Annotated in this window: 10 protein-coding genes; 5 read left to right on the forward strand and 5 right to left on the reverse strand. The window is 74.0% G+C overall.

The annotated features are described in order from the left end of the window. Window positions 1–4,200, reverse strand: a 4,200-nt coding sequence (locus tag IH54_RS0128195; protein WP_267965234.1) for a beta-ketoacyl synthase N-terminal-like domain-containing protein, incomplete at its 3' end; no start/stop codon positions are given. Between the two features lie 624 nt (window positions 4,201–4,824). On the opposite strand from IH54_RS0128195, the gene IH54_RS0128200 reads away from it, so the two are divergent. The 4 genes from IH54_RS0128200 to IH54_RS0128215 all read left to right on the forward strand — a co-directional run bounded on the left by IH54_RS0128200 (window position 4,825) and on the right by IH54_RS0128215 (window position 7,424). Further along, a complete protein-coding gene (locus IH54_RS0128200) occupies window positions 4,825–5,589 on the forward strand; it encodes an AfsR/SARP family transcriptional regulator (protein ID WP_031522119.1) in 765 nt (254 codons plus the stop codon). Window positions 5,590–5,647: 58 nt separating this feature from the next. Further along, a complete protein-coding gene (locus tag IH54_RS0128205; protein ID WP_031522122.1) occupies window positions 5,648–6,388 on the forward strand; it encodes an AfsR/SARP family transcriptional regulator in 741 nt (246 codons plus the stop codon). A gap of 43 nt (window positions 6,389–6,431) precedes the next feature. Beyond that, window positions 6,432–7,082, forward strand: coding sequence for a response regulator transcription factor (locus tag IH54_RS0128210; protein ID WP_031522124.1), 651 nt, complete (start codon window positions 6,432–6,434; stop codon window positions 7,080–7,082). A gap of 123 nt (window positions 7,083–7,205) precedes the next feature. Beyond that, window positions 7,206–7,424, forward strand: coding sequence for a DUF5988 family protein (locus IH54_RS0128215; protein WP_031522127.1), 219 nt, complete (start codon window positions 7,206–7,208; stop codon window positions 7,422–7,424). A gap of 49 nt (window positions 7,425–7,473) precedes the next feature. Here the strand turns inward: IH54_RS0128215 and IH54_RS0128220 are convergent, their stop codons facing one another. The 4 genes from IH54_RS0128220 to IH54_RS0128235 form a co-directional block, all read right to left on the reverse strand. Then, a complete protein-coding gene (locus tag IH54_RS0128220; RefSeq protein ID WP_031522130.1) occupies window positions 7,474–8,934 on the reverse strand; it encodes a rhamnulokinase in 1,461 nt (486 codons plus the stop codon). Continuing rightward, window positions 8,931–10,976: a bifunctional rhamnulose-1-phosphate aldolase/short-chain dehydrogenase gene (locus IH54_RS0128225; RefSeq protein ID WP_031522132.1), complete on the reverse strand. Its 2,046-nt coding sequence runs from the start codon at window positions 10,974–10,976 to the stop codon at window positions 8,931–8,933. Before IH54_RS0128225 ends, IH54_RS0128220 begins: the two co-directional genes overlap by 4 nt. Window positions 10,977–11,036: 60 nt before the next feature. Further along, window positions 11,037–12,203 carry an L-rhamnose isomerase gene (gene rhaI / locus IH54_RS0128230; RefSeq protein WP_031522134.1) on the reverse strand — a complete coding sequence of 389 codons (1,167 nt, stop codon included), beginning with the start codon at window positions 12,201–12,203 and terminating at the stop codon, window positions 11,037–11,039. A gap of 117 nt (window positions 12,204–12,320) precedes the next feature. Continuing rightward, on the reverse strand, window positions 12,321–14,732 hold the full coding sequence (locus IH54_RS0128235) for a polysaccharide lyase family protein (RefSeq protein ID WP_031522137.1): 2,412 nt from the start codon (window positions 14,730–14,732) through the stop codon (window positions 12,321–12,323). A gap of 782 nt (window positions 14,733–15,514) precedes the next feature. Here IH54_RS0128235 and IH54_RS0128240 point away from each other — a divergent pair. Continuing rightward, window positions 15,515–16,690 (forward strand): enolase C-terminal domain-like protein, encoded by a 1,176-nt coding sequence (locus IH54_RS0128240; protein WP_031522139.1) that lies wholly within the window; start codon window positions 15,515–15,517, stop codon window positions 16,688–16,690. The last annotated feature ends 55 nt before the right edge of the window (window positions 16,691–16,745 follow it).

Genomic DNA, 16,745 nt, shown 5'->3' on the forward strand with positions numbered 1-16,745 from the left:
GGGGCCGTTGGGCGCGGTCAGGCCGTTGCTCGCGCCGTCCTGGTTGACGGCCGAGCCGCGGACGACGGCAAGGACCCGGTGGCCGTTGCGCCGCGCGTCGGACAGCCGCTCCAGCAGGACGAGCCCGGCGCCCTCGCTCCACCCCGTCCCGTCGGCCGCGGCGGCGAAGGGCTTGCAGCGGCCGTCGGGGGCGAGACCGCCCTGCCGGGAGAACTCCACGAACATCCCCGGCGTGGCCATCACCGTCACGCCGCCCGCGAGCGCGAGGTTGCACTCGCCCTCGCGCAGCGCCCGCGCGGCCAGGTGGAGGGCCACCAGCGACGACGAGCACGCCGTGTCGACGGTGAGGGCGGGGCCCTGGAGGCCCAGCGCGTACGCCACCCGGCCCGACACGACGCTCGGCGTGCTCCCGGTGAGCAGGTGCCCGCCGATGTCGGACGCGGCCTCGTACAGGCGGGGGCCGTAGTCGGCGGTGGTGGCGCCGACGAAGACGCCGGTCGCGCTGCCCTTCAGCGAGCCGGGCGCGACACCGGCCCGCTCCAGCAGGCCCCAGGAGAGCTCCAGGAGGATGCGCTGCTGCGGGTCCATGGCCAGGGCCTCGCGCGGGCTGATGCCGAAGAACTCCGCGTCGAAGTCGCCCGCCCCGGCCAGGAAGCCGCCCCGGCCCGTGGCGCTGTCGCCGTCGGCGACCTCCCAGCCACGGTCGGCGGGGAAGTCCCCGATCGCGTCGGCGCCCTCGTCCACCAGCCGCCACAGCGCCTCGCCGGAGTCCGCGCCGCCCGGGTAGCGGCAGTGCACGGCCACGACGGCGACGGCCTCCCCGGCCGCCGGGCGGTGCGCCGCCGCCGTCGCGCCCTGGGACCCGGTACGTCCGGCGCGCAGCCACGCCGCCAGCTCGCGGGGCGTCGGGTGGTCGAAGGTGACGGTCGCGGCCACCGTGCCGCCGGTGGCCGCGGTGAGCCGTTCGGCCAGCTCGGTCGCCGCGAGCGAGTCGAAGCCCAGCTCGCGGAAGGTCAGTTCGGGGTCGACCCGCTCGGGCCCGTCATGCCCCAGCACGAGCGCGGTCTGCGCCCGGACGAGCCCCAGCACGTCGCCCGCGGCGGCGCCGCCCTCGCGGGGCGGGTGCGAACGGCCGGGCGCGTCCCCGGCTGTCGGGCTGCTGTCGGTGCTCGCGTCCCCGGCTGTCGGGCTGCTGTCGGTGCTCGGGTCCCCGGCTGTCGGGCTGCTGTCGGTGTCCGGGGACCCGGCTGCCGCGCTGCCGCCCGCGCCCGGGTCCCCGGCCGCCGCGCTGCTGTCCGCGCCCGGGCCCCCGCTCGTCGCGCTGCCGCCCGCGTGGCCGGTGCCCGCGGTGAGCGCGCGGGGCCCGTACGCGCCGCCCTCCCAGCCCGCCGACTTCCCAGCCCCCTCGACGGGTTGACCGGGCAGGTCCGGTGCGCCCGCCACCGCGTCGGGCCAGTGGCGTGTCCGCTGGAAGGCGTACGTCGGCAGGCTCGTCCGGCGCGGGGCGTACGCGGCGAAGGAGGCCGCCCAGTCGACGTCGGCGCCCCGCACGTGCGCCTGGGCCATCGCTGTCGCGAAGGACTCCGCCTCGGGCCGCCCGCGGCGCTGGACCGCGACGGCGGCGGGCGCGGGCCCGTCACCGGTGTGCGCGGCGGCGGTCTCACGGGCCATTCCGGTGAGCGAGGCGTCGGGGCCGAGTTCGAGGAAGGTGGTCACGCCCGCGTCGCACAGGTGCCGGACGCCGTCCGCGAAGAGGACGGTCCGGCGGGCGTGGTCCGCCCAGTAGCCGGGGGAGCGCAACTGCTCGGCGGTGGCGGGGGCGCCGGTGACGTTCGAGACGACAGGGATCGCGGGCGGCGCGAAGTCCAGCCCCGCGGCTACCTCGCGCAACTCGTCGAGCACGCCGTCCAGATGGGCGGAGTGGAAGGCGTGGCTGACCTTGAGCAGCGTGGCCTTGCGGCCGCATTCCCGCCAGGCGGCGGTCGCCGCCGCGACCGCGTCGCGGTCGCCGGAGACGACCACGGACGAGGGCGCGTTGACGGCGGCCAGACCCACCCGACCGTCGATGCCCGCGAGGGCGTCGAGGGCCTCCTCGGGGGTGGCCTGCCACGCCGCCATCGCGCCGTCCGCGGTGACGGACTGCATGAGCCGCCCGCGCGCGGCGACCAGCGCGCAGGCGTCCGGGAGCGACAGCACCCCGGCCGCGTGCGCGGCGGTGATCTCGCCGACCGAGTGGCCCAGCAGGGCGTCCGGCCGGACGCCCCAGGACTCGACCAGGCGGAAGAGCGCCGTCTGGAACGCGAAGAGCGCGGGCTGCGTGAATTCCGTGCGGTCCAGCGGCGCGCCGCCGGCCCCGTCAGCCGCGCCTCCGGAGGTCATGACGTCCAGCAGCCGCACCCCGAGCAGCGGGTCCAGGGCCGCGCACACCTCGCGCAGCGCGTCGCCGAAGACGGGGTGGGCGGCGGAGAGCCCGGCGCCCATGCCGGGACGCTGGCTGCCCTGGCCGCTGAAGAGGAAGGCGACGCCGCCGGTGACCGTACGGCCGCGTACGAGACCGGGTGCCTCCCGCCCGGCGGCCAGCGCGTCCAGCTCGCCCAGCAGTTCGTCCTCGCCCGAGCCGAGCAAGACGGCCCGGTGCGGGAAGGCCGTCCGGGTGGTGGCGAGGGCGTGGCCGACGTCGACCGGGTGCGCTCCGGGATGGGCCGCCAAGTGCCCGCGCAGGGCGGCGGCCTGGGCCGGCAGCGCCTGCGGGCCCGCCGCCGACACGACCCACGCGGTGACCGGCGGCGCGCTGCGGGCCTCCGGCTCCGCCGGGGGAGGCGCCGCGGGCGCGGGGGGCTCGGTGAGGACGACGTGGCAGTTCGTGCCGCCCATGCCGAAGGAGCTGACCCCCGCCGTGAGCGGGCGGCGCTCGTCGGGCCAGGGCCCGTAGACCGTCTGCACCCGCAGGCCCAGCTCCTCCAGCGGGATCGCCGGGTTGGGCGCGGTGAAGTGCAGGCTCGGCGGCAGCCGCCGGTGGCGGATGCTCAGCACGGTCTTGAGCAGGCCCGCGATGCCCGCGGCGGCTTCCAGGTGGCCCAGGTTGGTCTTCGCCGAGCCGACCCGAAGCGGCGCGCCCGCCGGGCGCCCACCCAGTGCGGCGCCCAGCGCGGCGGCCTCGACCGGGTCGCCGACGGGCGTGCCGGTGCCGTGCAGTTCGACGTACTGCAGATCGGCCGGCGACACCGCGGCCCGCTGCCATGCCTCCCGCAGCACCTCCTCCTGCGCCCCGGGGTCGGGCCGGGTCAGCCCGTCGGTCGCCCCGTCGTTGTTGACGGCGCTGCCCGCGATCACGCAGTGCACACGGTCGCCGTCCGCGAGCGCGGCGGCGAGCGGCTTGAGGAGCACCATGCCGCCGCCCTCGCCGCGGACGAACCCGTCCGCACCGGCGTCGAACGTGCGGCACCGCCCGCCGGCCGCGAAGCCGCGGAACTGCCCCTCGGCCGCCCGCATGCTCTCCGGCGCGAGGATGAGGTTGACCCCGCCCGCGAAGGCGAGGTCCGCCTCGCCGCGGCGCAGGCTCTCGCACGCCAGGTGCACCGCGACCAGCCCCGAGGACTGCGCCGTGTCCACCGTCATGCTGGGGCCGCGCAGCCCCAGCCGGTGCGAGACGCGGTTGGCGATGATGCCCCGCTGGAGGCCCGCCATGGAGTGCCGGCCCATGCCGCCGGAATCGCCCGCGCCGCCGGGACCGCTGGTGCCCAGGCCCCGCAGCAGCGCCGCGTAGTCGTCCCAGATCGCGCCGGTGTAGACGGCGGTGCGGCTGCCCGCGAGCGCGGCGGGGCGGATGCCCGCGTCCTCCGCGGCCTCCCAGGCCAGTTCCAGCATCAGCCGCTGCTGCGGGTCCATCGCGACCGCCTCGCGCGGCGGGATGCCGAAGAAGGCGGCGTCGAAGGTGTCGACGCGGTCCAGCAGCCCCGCGGTCCAGGGCGCCGCCCCGGGCGGGGCCGGCAGCCGGGATCCCGGCACGGGCCCGACGGCGTCCCCGCCCTCCCGCAGCAGGGTCCAGAAGGCCTCGGGGCCGGGCGCCTTCGGCAGCCGGCAGGACATCCCCACAATCGCCACGGGCTCGGCGGGGGACGCGCAGGGGAGGGGGGAGGCGACGGAAGCGGAAGGCGCGGAAGGCGGCGCCGGTGCGAGGGCTGGGCGTGGGCCGGCCATGAAACCCCCATACATGAATCGCGGAATCACCTGTCATGCGCGCAGGACATGCCCGGAACGCCATTCATTCTCGGAGCGGCCCCTAAAGATGATCTAACCGTCGCCGGCCGCCCACGTTTCGGACGTTTACGCGTCGCCGGTCAGGCAAAATGGACATCACCCGTGCAAGCCGGGCAACCGGGCATGAGGTGCGCCGGTCCCCGCCGTCCGCCGGGGAGTGGCGGAAAGCTGCCGCTACGCATTCGCGCAGGTCCGCCCCCGCGGCCCCGGTCCGTGGCGCGGGCAAGGAAGTCCGCCCGTGGCGGACGTGCCGGATGTCGGATTGGTCACCGCGCGGCCATTTGGCTGTCGGTTGACCGACCCTCACACCGTTGTGCAAGGTGTAGCTATGATGCGTTGATGCTCCTTGCCACAAGCGAATGAATGGCCCTTCTCCCGCCGGACCGGCGCGTGAGAGCTGCCCGCCAGGCGAAGTCCCGGCACTGTGGCCGGACTTGTGTCACCGGCTGGCGGATTCCCCTACGCTCGACAACAGGGTGATTCTCGAGTGCTAAAAAAACATATGGAAAACAGCATGTGCCCTTGCCTGGCCGGCGTATGTCCGCCGGCGGAAGGCGCGGTGCGATGAGGTACGAGATACTCGGCCCGCTGCGCCTGGCCGAAGGAGCGTCGACCCGGCTGGTCGGCGCCCGCAAGGTCGAGGTCCTGCTGGCGGCGCTGCTGGTGCGGGCCGGTGAGCCGGTGTGCAGCGACGACCTCGCCAAGGAGATCTGGGGCACCCGTGCGCCCCGCCAGACCCAGGCCGCCCTGCACGTCTACGTGTCCCAGTTGCGCAAGTCGCTGCGGCTGCCCGGCCGGAGCGAGAGCCCGGTCGTGACCGCCCGTGGCGGCTACACGCTGCGGCTGGGCACCGACGAACTGGACTTCGCCCTCTTCCAGGCCCTGGTGCGCACCGGGCGCGCGGCCCAGGAGGACGGCCGGCTGCAGGAGGCGTGCGAGGCCTACGAGGAGGGCCTCGGCCTCTGGCGCGGACCGGCCCTCGAGGAACTGCGCGACGGCGGCATCGTCAACGGATTCGTGTGCTGGGCCGAACAGGCCCGGCTGGACTGCATGGAGCGCTTCGTCGAGACCGGCCTGGCACTGGGCCGGCACCGCGAATTCATCGGCTACCTCTACGCGCGGATAGAGGAACTCCCGCTGCACGAGTCCTTCTACCGTCGGCTCATGCTCGCGCTGTACCGTTCCGGTTGCAGAGCCGACGCCCTCGACGTCTACCGCTCGGCGCGGACGGTACTCGTCGAGGAACTCGGACTCGAACCGTCCGCCGCACTCCAGCAATTGCACCACGCCGTGCTCGTCGACGCCCCGGAACTGGCGGCGCCCCGGTGAGTGCCCGTACGTACTGAACGTCCGTCAGGTAAAACGGTCCGGACTTTACGGGGGTAACATGCGGTACGAGATACTGGGTCCTCTCCGGGTGGACGACGAGCGGGGGAGTTCCCCGCTCGGCGCGGAGCGACTGGCGACCCTGCTGGCCGTGCTGCTCATCCGATCCGATCAGGTCGTCCCGGCGGAACAGATTTCCCGCGAACTGTGGGGCGAAACACCGCCGCACCGCACCACGGCCACCCTCTACGTCTGCATTTCCCGGCTCCGCAAGTTCCTCGACCGGCCGGGGCGGCGCAATCCCATCCTCACCCGGCCCGGCGGATACATGCTGTGCCGGGCCGCCAGCGAATGCGACGCCGACGTCTTCGAGCGGCTGATGGCCACGGGCCGCAAGAGCGCCAGGTCCGGGCAACCGGAAGCCGCCGCCGCGAGCTTCGACAGCGCCATGCGGCTGTGGCGCGGCGCCGCACTCGCCAACGTCCGCTCTGGCCCGCTCGTCACCGGCTTCCGCCGGCGGCTGGACGAGATGCGGATCGAGTGCTCCGAGATGTTCGCGCAGACCCGCCTCGACCTCGGCCGCCACGAGGAGGTCATCGCCCCGCTGCGCTCGCTCGTCACCGAGTTCCCGCTGCGGGAGGTCTTCTACCGGCAGTTGATGCTCGCGCTCTACCGCTCCGACCGGAAGTCCGAGGCCCTCGGCATCTACGACTCCGCGTGCCGGGTCCTGGACCGGGAGACCGGACTGGAACCGGGCCGGGACCTCCGCCAGCTCCGGCACGCGGTCCTGGCCTCCCTCTGATGCCGGCCGCCCCCGCCCCGTCCCGTCGATGGAGTAGGTGAACGTGGTGCCTGCGGTTCCGGTCAGTGTCGTCATCGTCGACCACCACCCCGTCGTCCGCGCGGGGCTCTCGACCTGGTGCGCGGCGGCAGAGGGGCCCATCGAGGTCGTCGCCGAGGGCCCGGACGTGTCCGTCGCGCTGTACGGTCCGGGCCGCGCCGCGGACGTCGTCGTGCTGGAACTCCTCCCGCGCGACGGTCGCCCCACCTGCGCCGAGCTGCACGAACTGGTCGCGCAGCAGCGCAGGATCGTCGGATACACCATGCGCGGCGGCCCGGAGCCCGCCCTCGCCCGGATGGATCTGGGCTCCACCGCCGTGATCACCCGGGCAGCCGAGCAGTGGCACCTGGTGACCGCGATCCGGGCGGCCGCCGCCGGGGTCCGCTACACCCCGCCGCGGCAGGCTTCCGGCCGCCGGTGCCCGCCCGACCGCCCCCTGCTGTCGGCGCGGGAGCTGGAGGTGCTCGTGTCCTGGTTCCGCTCGGAGTCCAAGGGCGTCGTGGCCAAGAGCCTGGGCATCTCCGAACGCACCGTCAACACCTATCTGGACCGGGTGCGGATCAAGTACGCCAACGCGGGCCGTCCCGCGAGCACCAAGGCGAAACTCATGGCGAGAGCCGTGCAGGACGGTCTCATCTCGCTCGACGAGTTGTGAGATCCGCACGATGCCGCGTGCCCGCGCGCACCCGAGACTGTCATGGAGCGACAACGCCGGGCGAACGGCGCCCGGACGGCACCGACAGGTCAGCAGCACGAACGTGAAGGGAGCACCACTGCCATGACGTCCGCACCCCCGCCCAACGTCATCCTCCGCGGCGGCCCCGAGCAGTTCGCCCCGCCCTCGCACACCCGCTACGTGGACGACACGGACACCAAGCTGAAGCTCTTCGTCGGCAACGCCTGGGAGCACTACGAGCCCACTGAGGAGTTCATGGAGCACGACGGCCGCAACCTGCGGGTCTTCGAGTGGAGCCGCCGCACGTACGTCGCCGAGTGAGCGAGGCGCGGGCGGTCCCCGCGGGGCGGACACCGCCGCCCCGCGAGGGTCACCGGCCGATCCGGCGGGCCGCCGCGTCCCACGCGGCGCCGTCGCCCGCCGGCTCGTAGCGCACCACCGGCTGCGTCGCGGCCAGCAGGGCCCGCGTCGCCGCGCGGCCCGGCAGCAGTCCGCGGGCGCGGGCCTGGACCAGGACGTTGCCCAGCGCCGCGGCCTCGGCGGGCCCGGCGACCACCGGCAGCCCGCAGGCGTCGGCGGTCAGCCGGCACAGCAGGGCGTTGCGGGCCCCGCCGCCCACGACGTGCACCACGTCCACCGGCCGGTCGGCGAGCGCCGCCGCCTCCCGCACCGCCGCCCGGTGGGCGAGCGCGAGGGAGTCCAGGACGCAGCGGGTGGTCCCCGCCCGCGTGGCCGGTGCAGGCTGGCCGGTGGCCCGGCACGCCGCGGCGATACGCTCCGGCATCCCGCCCGGCGCCAGGAAGGCCGGGTCGGCGGCGTCCACGACCGACCGCAGTCCCGGCACCCGCGCCGCCTCCCGCAGCAGCGGTACCGGATCGGTCACGTCCCAGGCGCGCATGCACTCCTGGAGCAGCCACAGGCCCACGACGTTGCGCAGGTAGCGGACGGTGCCGTCGACGCCCAACTCGTTGGTGAAGTTGGCGGCACGGCTGGCCTCGGTCAGGACAGGGGCGTCGAGTTCCAGCCCGGCGAGCGACCAGGTGCCGGTGCATATGTACGCGAAGTGTTCGCCGGCGGCCGCAGGCACGGCCGCGACCGCGGAGGCGGTGTCGTGCGAGCCGACCGCGGTGACGGGCACCGGGCCGTCGAGCCCGGTCTCGGCGAGGACGGCGGGCAGCAGGACGCCGGCCGGGTCGCCGGGGCGGCGCAGCGGTGCGAACAGGTTCAGGTCGACACCGGCGGCCGCGGCCACCTCGGAAGCCCACCGGCCGGTGCGGGGGTCCAGGAGCTGGGTGGTGGAGGCGTTGGTCAGCTCGGTGCCCTGCTCGCCGGTGAGCCAGTACGCGATCAGGTCGGGGACGAGCAGCAGCCGCCGGGCGGCCGCGAGCTGGGCCGTGCCGCGGGCGGCGGCGAGCTGGTAGAGGGTGTTGAAGGGCGCGTACTGCACACCGGTCGCCGCGTACAGGGCGGCGGGCGGCATCCGCGCCCACACGTCCCCTGCGACGCCCTCGGTGCGCGGGTCGCGGTAGTGCACCGGGTTGCCCAGCAGCCGCCCGTCGGCGTCGAGCAGCCCGTAGTCGACGGCCCAGCCGTCGACGCCGACGGAGTCCGGCCGTCCGCCGGCGGCGCCCGCCAGCCGCAGCCCGTCCAGGACGCCGCGGTGCAGCGCCAGCACGTCCCAGTGCAGGGTGCCGCCCACGGTGACGGGCCGGTTGGGGAAGCGGTGGGCCTCGGTGAGGTCGAGGGTGCCGGGGCCGACGCGGCCGACCATGACGCGCCCGTTGGACGCGCCGAGGTCGACCGCGGCGAAGGTCCCGTGATCGGCGGTCATCGCAGGAACGCGGCGGCGACCCCGGCGTCCACGGGGATGTGCAGACCGGTGGTGTGGGTGAGGTCGCCGCCGGTGAGCGCGAAGACCGCATTGGCGACGTGGTCGGGCAGCACCTCGCGCTTGAGCAGGGTGCGCTGGGCGTAGAAGGCGCCGAGTTCGGACTCGGGCACCCCGTAGACGGCGGCGCGCCGGGCGCCCCAGCCGCCGGCGAAGATGCCCGAGCCGCGCACCACCCCGTCGGGGTTGACGCCGTTGACGCGGATGCCGTGCTCGCCCAGCTCGGCGGCCAGCAGGCGCACCTGGTGGGCCTGGTCGGCCTTGGTGGCGGAGTAGGCGATGTTGTTGGGGCCGGCGAAGACGGCGTTCTTGGAGGCGACGTAGACGATGTCGCCGCCCAGGCCCTGCGCGGTCATGACGCGGGCGGCCTCGCGGGAGACGAGGAAGGAGCCGCGGGCCATGATCGCGTGCTGGAGGTCCCAGTCGCGGGCGGTGGTCTCCAGCAGCGGTTTGGAGATGGAGATCCCGGCGTTGTTGACGACCAGGTCGACGCCGCCGAAGGCGAGCAGGGCGGCGTCGAAGGCGGCGCGGATCTGCTCCTCGTCGGTGACGTCGACGGTGACGGCCACGGCCTTGTCCGGCCCGCCGAGTTCGTCGGCGACGGCGGCCGCGCTGGCGGCGTTCAGGTCGGCGACGACGACGCACGCGCCTTCGGCGGCCAGCCGGTGGGCGACGGCCCTGCCGATGCCGGACCCGGCGCCGGTGACGAACGCGACGCGGGTCGCCAGCGGCTTGGGCGCGGGCATCCGGCGGAGCTTGGCCTCCTCCAGCTCCCAGTACTCGATGCGGAACTTCTCGGCCTCGGCGATGGGCCGGTAGGCGGAGACGGCTTCGGCGCCGCGCATGACGTTGACGGCGTTGACGTAGAACTCGCCCGCGACGCGGGCGGTCTGCTTGTCCTTGCCGTAGGAGAACATGCCCACGCCCGGGACCAGGACGACCGCCGGGTCCGCGCCGCGCATCGCGGGCGAGTCCGCGGTGGCGTGCCGGTCGTAGTAGGCCGCGTACTCGGTCCGGTAGGCGGCGTGCAGCTCCGCCAGGCGGGCGGTCACGTCCTCCAGCGGGGCGGCGGGCGGCAGGTCCAGGACCAGGGGGCGGATCTTGGTGCGCAGGAAGTGGTCGGGGCAGGACGTGCCGAGAGCGGCCAGGCGCGGGTGCTCGGCGCGGGAGAGGAAGTCCAGCACCTCGGCGGAGTCGGTGAAGTGCCCGACCTGCGGCCGGTCGGTCGAGGCGATGGCCCGCAGGACGGGTGCGAGGGCGGCCGCACGGGTCCGCCGCTCTTCGGCCGGCAGCGGCTCGTACCCGTCGAGGACCGGTCCGAGGGGTTCGGGCCTGCCGCGCTCGGCGAGGAAGGACTCGGCGGTGCGGATGATGTGCAGGGAGTTGGCCTCGCACTCCTCGGACGTGTCGCCCCACGCGGTGATGCCGTGCCCGCCCAGCACGCAGCCGATCGCGCGAGGATTGGCCTGCTTGACCGCGGCGATGTCCAGGCCGAGCTGGAAGCCGGGCCGCCGCCAGGGCACCCACACCACGGTGTCGCCGAAGCACTCGGCGGTCAGCTTCTCCCCGTCGGCGGCGCAGGCGAGCGCGATGCCGGAGTCTGGGTGGAGGTGGTCGACGTGGGCGGCGTCGACCAGGCCGTGCATGGCGGTGTCGATGGACGGGGCCGCGCCGCCCCTGCCGTGCAGGCAGTAGTCGAAGGCGGCGACCATCTCGTCCTCGCGGTCCACGCCCGGGTAGACGTCCGCGAGCGCGCGCAGCCGGTCCAGCCGCAGCACCGCGAGGCCCGTTCCGGTGAGGGTGCCCAGGTCGCCGCCGGAGCCCTTGACCCACATCAGCTCGGTGCCGGCGCCGGTCACCGGGTCGGGCGCGGTGCCCTTGGCGGAGGTGTTCCCGCCGGCGTAGTTGGTGTTGCGCGGATCGGAGCCGAGCCGGTGGGAACGCTCCAGCAGGGCCCGGACCTCGGGGTGCGAGGCGGCGGTCATGGCAGGTGTCCTTGTCTGGGAGGGGACGGCGGTGGTGCGGGCGGCGGCCGGAAGCGCGGGTCAGGCGCCCCAGCCGGCCTGCTCACCGCCGACGCGTTCGGTGACGATGCGCTCCGCGTGGCCGGTCGCGCGGTAGGCGGCCATCGGGTCGGGGCCCAGGCCCATGTCCTGGCGGACCTCGGCGAGCAGCGGGCGGACGTCGGTGTTGTAGGCGTCCATCAGCACCGCGTTGGCCTCCAGCACCTCGCCGGCCTGCTGGGCTGCGGCCAGGGCGCCGGCGTCGACCAGCAGCGCCTTGGCGGTGGCCTCCTGGACGTTCATCACCGAGCGGATGATCGCCGGGATCTTCGCCTCGATGTTGTGGCTCTGGTCGAGCATGAACGCCACCCCGGTGGCCGGGTCCAGGCCGCCGTTGCGCACGACCTCGTGCATGATCCGGAAGAGCTGGAAGGGGTCGGCCGCGCCGACCATCAGGTCGTCGTCGGCGTAGAAGCGGGAGTTGAAGTCGAAACCGCCGAGCTTGCCCTCGCGCAGCAGGAAGGCGACGATGAACTCGATGTTGGTGCCCGGCGCGTGGTGCCCGGTGTCCACCACGACCTGCGCCTTCGGCCCCAGCTTGAGGCAGTGCGCGTACGAGGTGCCCCAGTCGGGGACGTCGGTGGTGTAGAAGGCGGGCTCGAAGAGCTTGTACTCCAGCAGCATCCGCTGCTCGTCGCCGAGCCGCTCGTAGACGGTGGCCAGCGCTTCGGCGAGGCGGTCCTGCCGGGCGGTGATGTCGTCCTGGCCGGGGTAGTTGGTGCCGTCGGCGAACCACAGCTTCAGGTCCCGCGAGCCGGTGGCGTCCATGATGTCGACGCAGGCCAGCAGGTGGTCCAGCGCCTTGCGGCGCACCGCCGGGTCGGGGTGGGTGACCGAGCCGAGTTTGTAGGCGTCGTCCTGGAAGACGTTGGCGTTGATCGCTCCCAGCGACAGCCCGCGCTCACCGGCGTACGCGGCCAGGCCCGCGTAGTCGTCCACGGTGTCCCACGGGATGTGCAGCGCCACCACCGGCGCCACCCCCGTCGCCTCCTGCACCCGGGCGGCGTCGTCGAGCTTCTCGTACGGGTCGCGCGGGACTCCGGCCTGCGCGAAGACCTTGAAACGCGTCCCGGAGTTGCCGTACGCCCACGACGGGGTCTCGATCCGCTGGGACGCCAACGCCGCCTTGACGGCGGACACTTCACTCATGGGCAACTCCTATGAATCGTTTCATGCCGCGGACGATAAACAGCGTGCCGCGCGGGTGTCAACAACACTGCCGTCCGGCGCCGGGGCCGCGCGGGAGGCGCGGCCCACGGCCCCGGCTCAGTGACCGGACGTACTGGTGGCGCTTCCCCGCACCCGGCCGCCGTTGGCGTGGAAGCCGAACTCGACGTGGCCGTCCGCCCGGACGGGGCGGGCACCGGTCGTCGCCACCGTGACGGACGCCGACCCGCCGGGCGGGATGGATGCGGCCACGGGGACGGGGAAGCTGTTGGGATCGGCCCCGGCGACCTGCGGCAGCCCGCCGGCCTGCCAGCGGACGGCGTCCAGCCGGACGTCGTTGGCCGGGCCCGACCCCTTGTTGGTGATCTCCACCCGCCAGGTGCTGGTGCCGTGCGAGGTGCCCAGCGACGTCACCCGCCCGGCGAGCCGGGCCGGCCGCGCCGGCTGCGGACCGTCGATCTCCAGCACGACCGTGTCCCAGCCGAAGCCCACCGAGGACGGCGCCCCGGGCGTGACCGTACCGCCGTGCGTGAAGGCGACGGTGTTGTCCCCGGCGGTGAGCAGCGCGGCCGGGAAGGTCAGCAGGGCCTGCCGGGGGTAGCCGCTGCGGTCGGACTGGCGGGCCATGGTGGAGTCACTGTTGGCCGGCAGCGTCCCGGCGATGCCCGCGGACGTGCCGTTGACGGTGACCACAGGCGGCTTGCCGCCCTGCTGCATCGACGACGACACCGTCAGGTACGCGGTGCCCTCGGGTGCTTCGTCCAGCGGGAAGTTCACCGTCCAGGTGCCCGGGTTGGCCTGCGCATAATACCAGTCCTCGGGCTCCCACGACCGGCCCACGGTGAAGGTCAGGTCGCCGGGCACGAGCGACGGCTTCCAGTAGTCGCGCGGGCTGGGGCGCACCGGCGACCCGGTCGCGAGCGCGTACTCCTCGCCGGTGCGGTCGGCGCGGCCGATCTGCCACAGGAAGGTCGAGCGCTCGGTGGGCGACCAGGTGATCGTGCCGAGATCCTGGTGGGGGCCGGAGACGGTGATGCCGGTGCGCGTGAGCTGGTCGGTGACCGAGCCGTCCGCGGCGAAGACGTACAGCGTGTACGTGCCGGGGTCGGTCGTGCCCGGCTGCCACGCCTCGGGGACGCCCGGCAGGGCGAAGCTGCCGTCGGCGGCGGTCCGTACGAAGTGCACGGGCTCGTGGATCGTGTACACGTCGGTGACGTCCTGGGTGCTGAGCAGCACCCACAGATCCCCCGCGGAGCGGCCGTCGGCGACCCGGATGCGGCCGGTGACCGTGCTGCGCCGGGCGGGCTCGGGGTAGAGCGGGTCGTCGACCCACGCGGCGCCCGCGCGGTTCTCGGCGATCTCGCGGCGGGCGATGCCCGCGGCCTCGGCGATCATCGCGTCCGGGTCCTGCGGGTCGCCGGTCGTCAGGAAGCTGAACCACGGCCCGTACAGCCGCCGGTAACCCGCGGGCAGGGCGTAGGAGGGCAGGCCGTAGTGGTTGGCGCCGAAGTAGTTGAGGATCAGCGCGTCCTGGTGGATAGCCAGGTCCTGGTGCTGCGGGCCGACGCCGTAGAAGCCGGCGAGGGTCTCGTCGGACACCCCGCCGAGAGGGGTGAACCAGGTGCCGAAACCGTTGCCGTAGTGCCCGAACATCGGGTTCTCGTGGTGGTAGAGGCTCCAGTCGTACTTGGTGTAGACGTCGCCCGCCTTCGTGCCGCCCGCGTTGCTGTCCGGCGAGGGCAGGCCGGGGTTGTTCGCGCCGTCGACCAGCCAGGTCTCGTCGCCGACGCTCTGCTGCGTGGCCAGGTAGGCGTACGTGGGCTGCTGACCCTTGCCGCGCTCCCAGTTGTAGCAGTGGTCGAAGACCGAGCGGTCCCAGCGGGTGTTCATGCGGACCTCGTTGATGGAGGTCGCGTCGGTGGCGGTGAGGATGTCGTAGCCGTACAGGCCCGGCTTGCCCGCCCGCATGACCAGGTGGTGCTCGTGCCGCAGCGGCACGCTCGTGACGTCGGCGAACGCGACCTCGACCAGCTCGGGGGAGACCCGCAGCACCTTGACCTGCGTGCACACCAGACGGGACTTGCCGCCGCCGGCGTCCACGTAGAAGGAGTGCCGGCGGTCGGGGTCGCGGGGGTCGACGCCGTTGAGGTTGTGGGCCAGTTCGGTGCCGTCGACCACGACCGAGGTGGCCGTGACGGACACGTCGGACCAGCCGGTGAGGACGCCGCCGGCCGCGTCGTCGCGGCCGAAGGCGAAGCGGACCAGGCCGTTGTCGAGGACGATCTCGCCGGCCTCGCCGGGGAAGGCGTACGTGCCGACCGCCGCCGGTCTGCCGTCGAGCGTCAGCCGTACCGGGTGGTGTGCGGCGTCCGGGTCCGCGGCGCCGCCCGGTCCCTCCTGCGGCGACTGCGCGGCCGCCGCACCGGCACCGCCCACGACGGTGGCGGCCGCACCGGCTCCCATCAGACCGAGCGTGGTCCGACGGCTCACATGGCTCTGCTGCCAGGACATCAAGACTCCTCGTGCTGGACGACTGGGGTGGCGGCGCCGTGCGGCCGACCCGGGATGGCGGCGGCCGGCGCGGAGCAGGAGTGCGGGGAGAGCCGGGCCGTGACGGCGCGGGCCGGCCCCGTCCGGGCACACGGACTTCTCGCCGCGGGCTGCGGTCGCGGTGGCCCGATACGGGGATTGAAACGTACCAACTGCTCTGCCGGGCGTTGAAGCTAGCGAGCCGGACGAGGATTGGGAAGGGGTCGCGGGCAGGCCGATCCCCGGGCCACGGCTTCCGGGGTGCGCCGGACGGGGCCGGGCCGGTGGTGCGTACGCCCTGGGGAACGGTGGGCTCCGGATGGTCGCTGCGCAGGTCAGACCGGGTGCGGGGGCGGGTTGCGGGCTTGGGTGTCGGATCCTGGTGGACTATGATCGACTGGCGCGAACTCGCCACATTGTGCGTGGATCGATTCAATCGCTGAACGGCAGGGGAACAGGCCGCGCGAACGGTCATGAATCGGTTCAGCCCCTCCGGGACGGCTGCGACGCCTCGAATCACCGTGCAGTGCACGGCCCGTACCTTCGCCGTGACAGAAGCCGCAACGGGGCGAGTGGCATCGACTCATATGACCCCACGACGAAAAATCGTTTCAATCAAGTTCTTGACGCTACTGAAACAGGGCCGTAGCGTCCCAGCCCATCAGGCCGCCTCCGGCCGCACATCGCGTTCCTTCCTGTTCCCTCTCGTTCCCTCTCGTTCGTTTCACGTCCTTTCCCGTTCACCGTCCCGAAGCGAGGGCAGCATGCCGTCCGGTACCGCTGGCACCACGATCGTGGCTGTGTCGGCCCAGCTCTTCCGTACGACGACGAAGCTGGCCGTCGACCCCGACGGGCACGAGCACCCCGGCGCCGAACGCGCCGTCACCCGGGCCCTGCTCACCCTCACCGACAGCGAGGGCAACCAGGGCCGCAGCCTGGCCGACCCGGCGCACATCGGGCGCGACGTGCTCGACGGGCACGTCCGCCCCGTGCTGCTGGGCCGCGACGTGCTGCACCGGGCCCGGCTGTGGCAGGACCTGGCCCGCCGCCAGCGCGGCAGCGCCGGGACCCTGGGCAACCGGACCCTGGCCGCCGTCGAGCTGGCGCTGTGGGACCTCACCGGCCGCCGCCTCGGGCTGCCGGTGTGGCAGCTGCTGGGCGGCATGCGCGACAAGGTCCCCGCCTACGCGAGCACCATGTGCGGCGACGAGATCCCGGGCGGCCTGTCCAGCCCGGAGGACTACGCCGCCTTCGCCGAGAAGCTCGTCGCGCAGGGCCACCACGCCGTCAAGCTGCACACCTGGATGCCGCCGGTGTCCTTCGCGCCCAGCGTGGCGATGGACATCCGGGCCTGCGCCGCCGTCCGCGAGGCCGTAGGGCCCGACGTCCCGCTCATGCTCGACGCCAACCACTGGTACAGCCGCGCCGAGGCGCTGGAACTCGGGCGGGCCCTGGACCGCCTGGGCTTCCACTGGTTCGAGGAGCCGATGGACGAGTACTCGGTCAGCTCCTACCGGTGGCTGGCCGGCCAGCTCGACACGCTCGTCATCGGCCCGGAGACCGTCGAGGGACGGCTCCAGGCCCGCGCCGAGTGGATCGCCGCCCAGGCCTGCGACATCCTGCGGGTCGGCGTCCCCACCAGCGGGGGCATCGGCCCGGCGCTCAAGACCGCGCACCTGGCCGAGGCGTTCGGCATGGACTGCGAGCTGCACGGCGGCGGCGCCGCGACGCTCGCCGTCCTCAGCGCCGTGGGCAACGCCCGCTGGTACGAGCGCGGACTGCTGCACCCCTTCCACGACTTCGACGAGGTCCCGCCGCACCTGACGCGGCCCCCCGCGCCCGTCGACTCCGAGGGCTACGTCCACCTCAGCCACGAACCGGGGCTGGGCGAGGGCCTGGACACCGGCTACATCGACGCCGAGACGGTCGCGTCGTGGTGACGCCCCCGCTGCCGTGAGGCCGCGGCAGCGACCACGTTGCCGGCGCGACCGAACC

Source organism: Streptomyces sp. NRRL F-5123 (assembly GCF_000721495.1).
In the GTDB taxonomy this organism is placed as follows: Bacteria; Actinomycetota; Actinomycetes; order Streptomycetales; family Streptomycetaceae; genus Actinacidiphila.

Excerpts from the sequence above, each read along its gene's own strand:
- IH54_RS0128200 (WP_031522119.1), top strand. The coding sequence starts at position 4,825 with ATGAGGTACGAGATACTCGGCCCGCTGCGCCTGGCCGAAGGAGCGTCG.
- IH54_RS0128205 (WP_031522122.1), top strand. The coding sequence starts at position 5,648 with ATGCGGTACGAGATACTGGGTCCTCTCCGGGTGGACGACGAGCGGGGG.
- IH54_RS0128215 (WP_031522127.1), top strand. The coding sequence starts at position 7,206 with ATGACGTCCGCACCCCCGCCCAACGTCATCCTCCGCGGCGGCCCCGAG.
- IH54_RS0128220 (WP_031522130.1), bottom strand. The coding sequence starts at position 8,934 with ATGACCGCCGATCACGGGACCTTCGCCGCGGTCGACCTCGGCGCGTCC.
- IH54_RS0128225 (WP_031522132.1), bottom strand. The coding sequence starts at position 10,976 with ATGACCGCCGCCTCGCACCCCGAGGTCCGGGCCCTGCTGGAGCGTTCC.
- rhaI (WP_031522134.1), bottom strand. The coding sequence starts at position 12,203 with ATGAGTGAAGTGTCCGCCGTCAAGGCGGCGTTGGCGTCCCAGCGGATC.
- IH54_RS0128235 (WP_031522137.1), bottom strand. The coding sequence starts at position 14,732 with ATGTCCTGGCAGCAGAGCCATGTGAGCCGTCGGACCACGCTCGGTCTG.
- IH54_RS0128240 (WP_031522139.1), top strand. The coding sequence starts at position 15,515 with ATGCCGTCCGGTACCGCTGGCACCACGATCGTGGCTGTGTCGGCCCAG.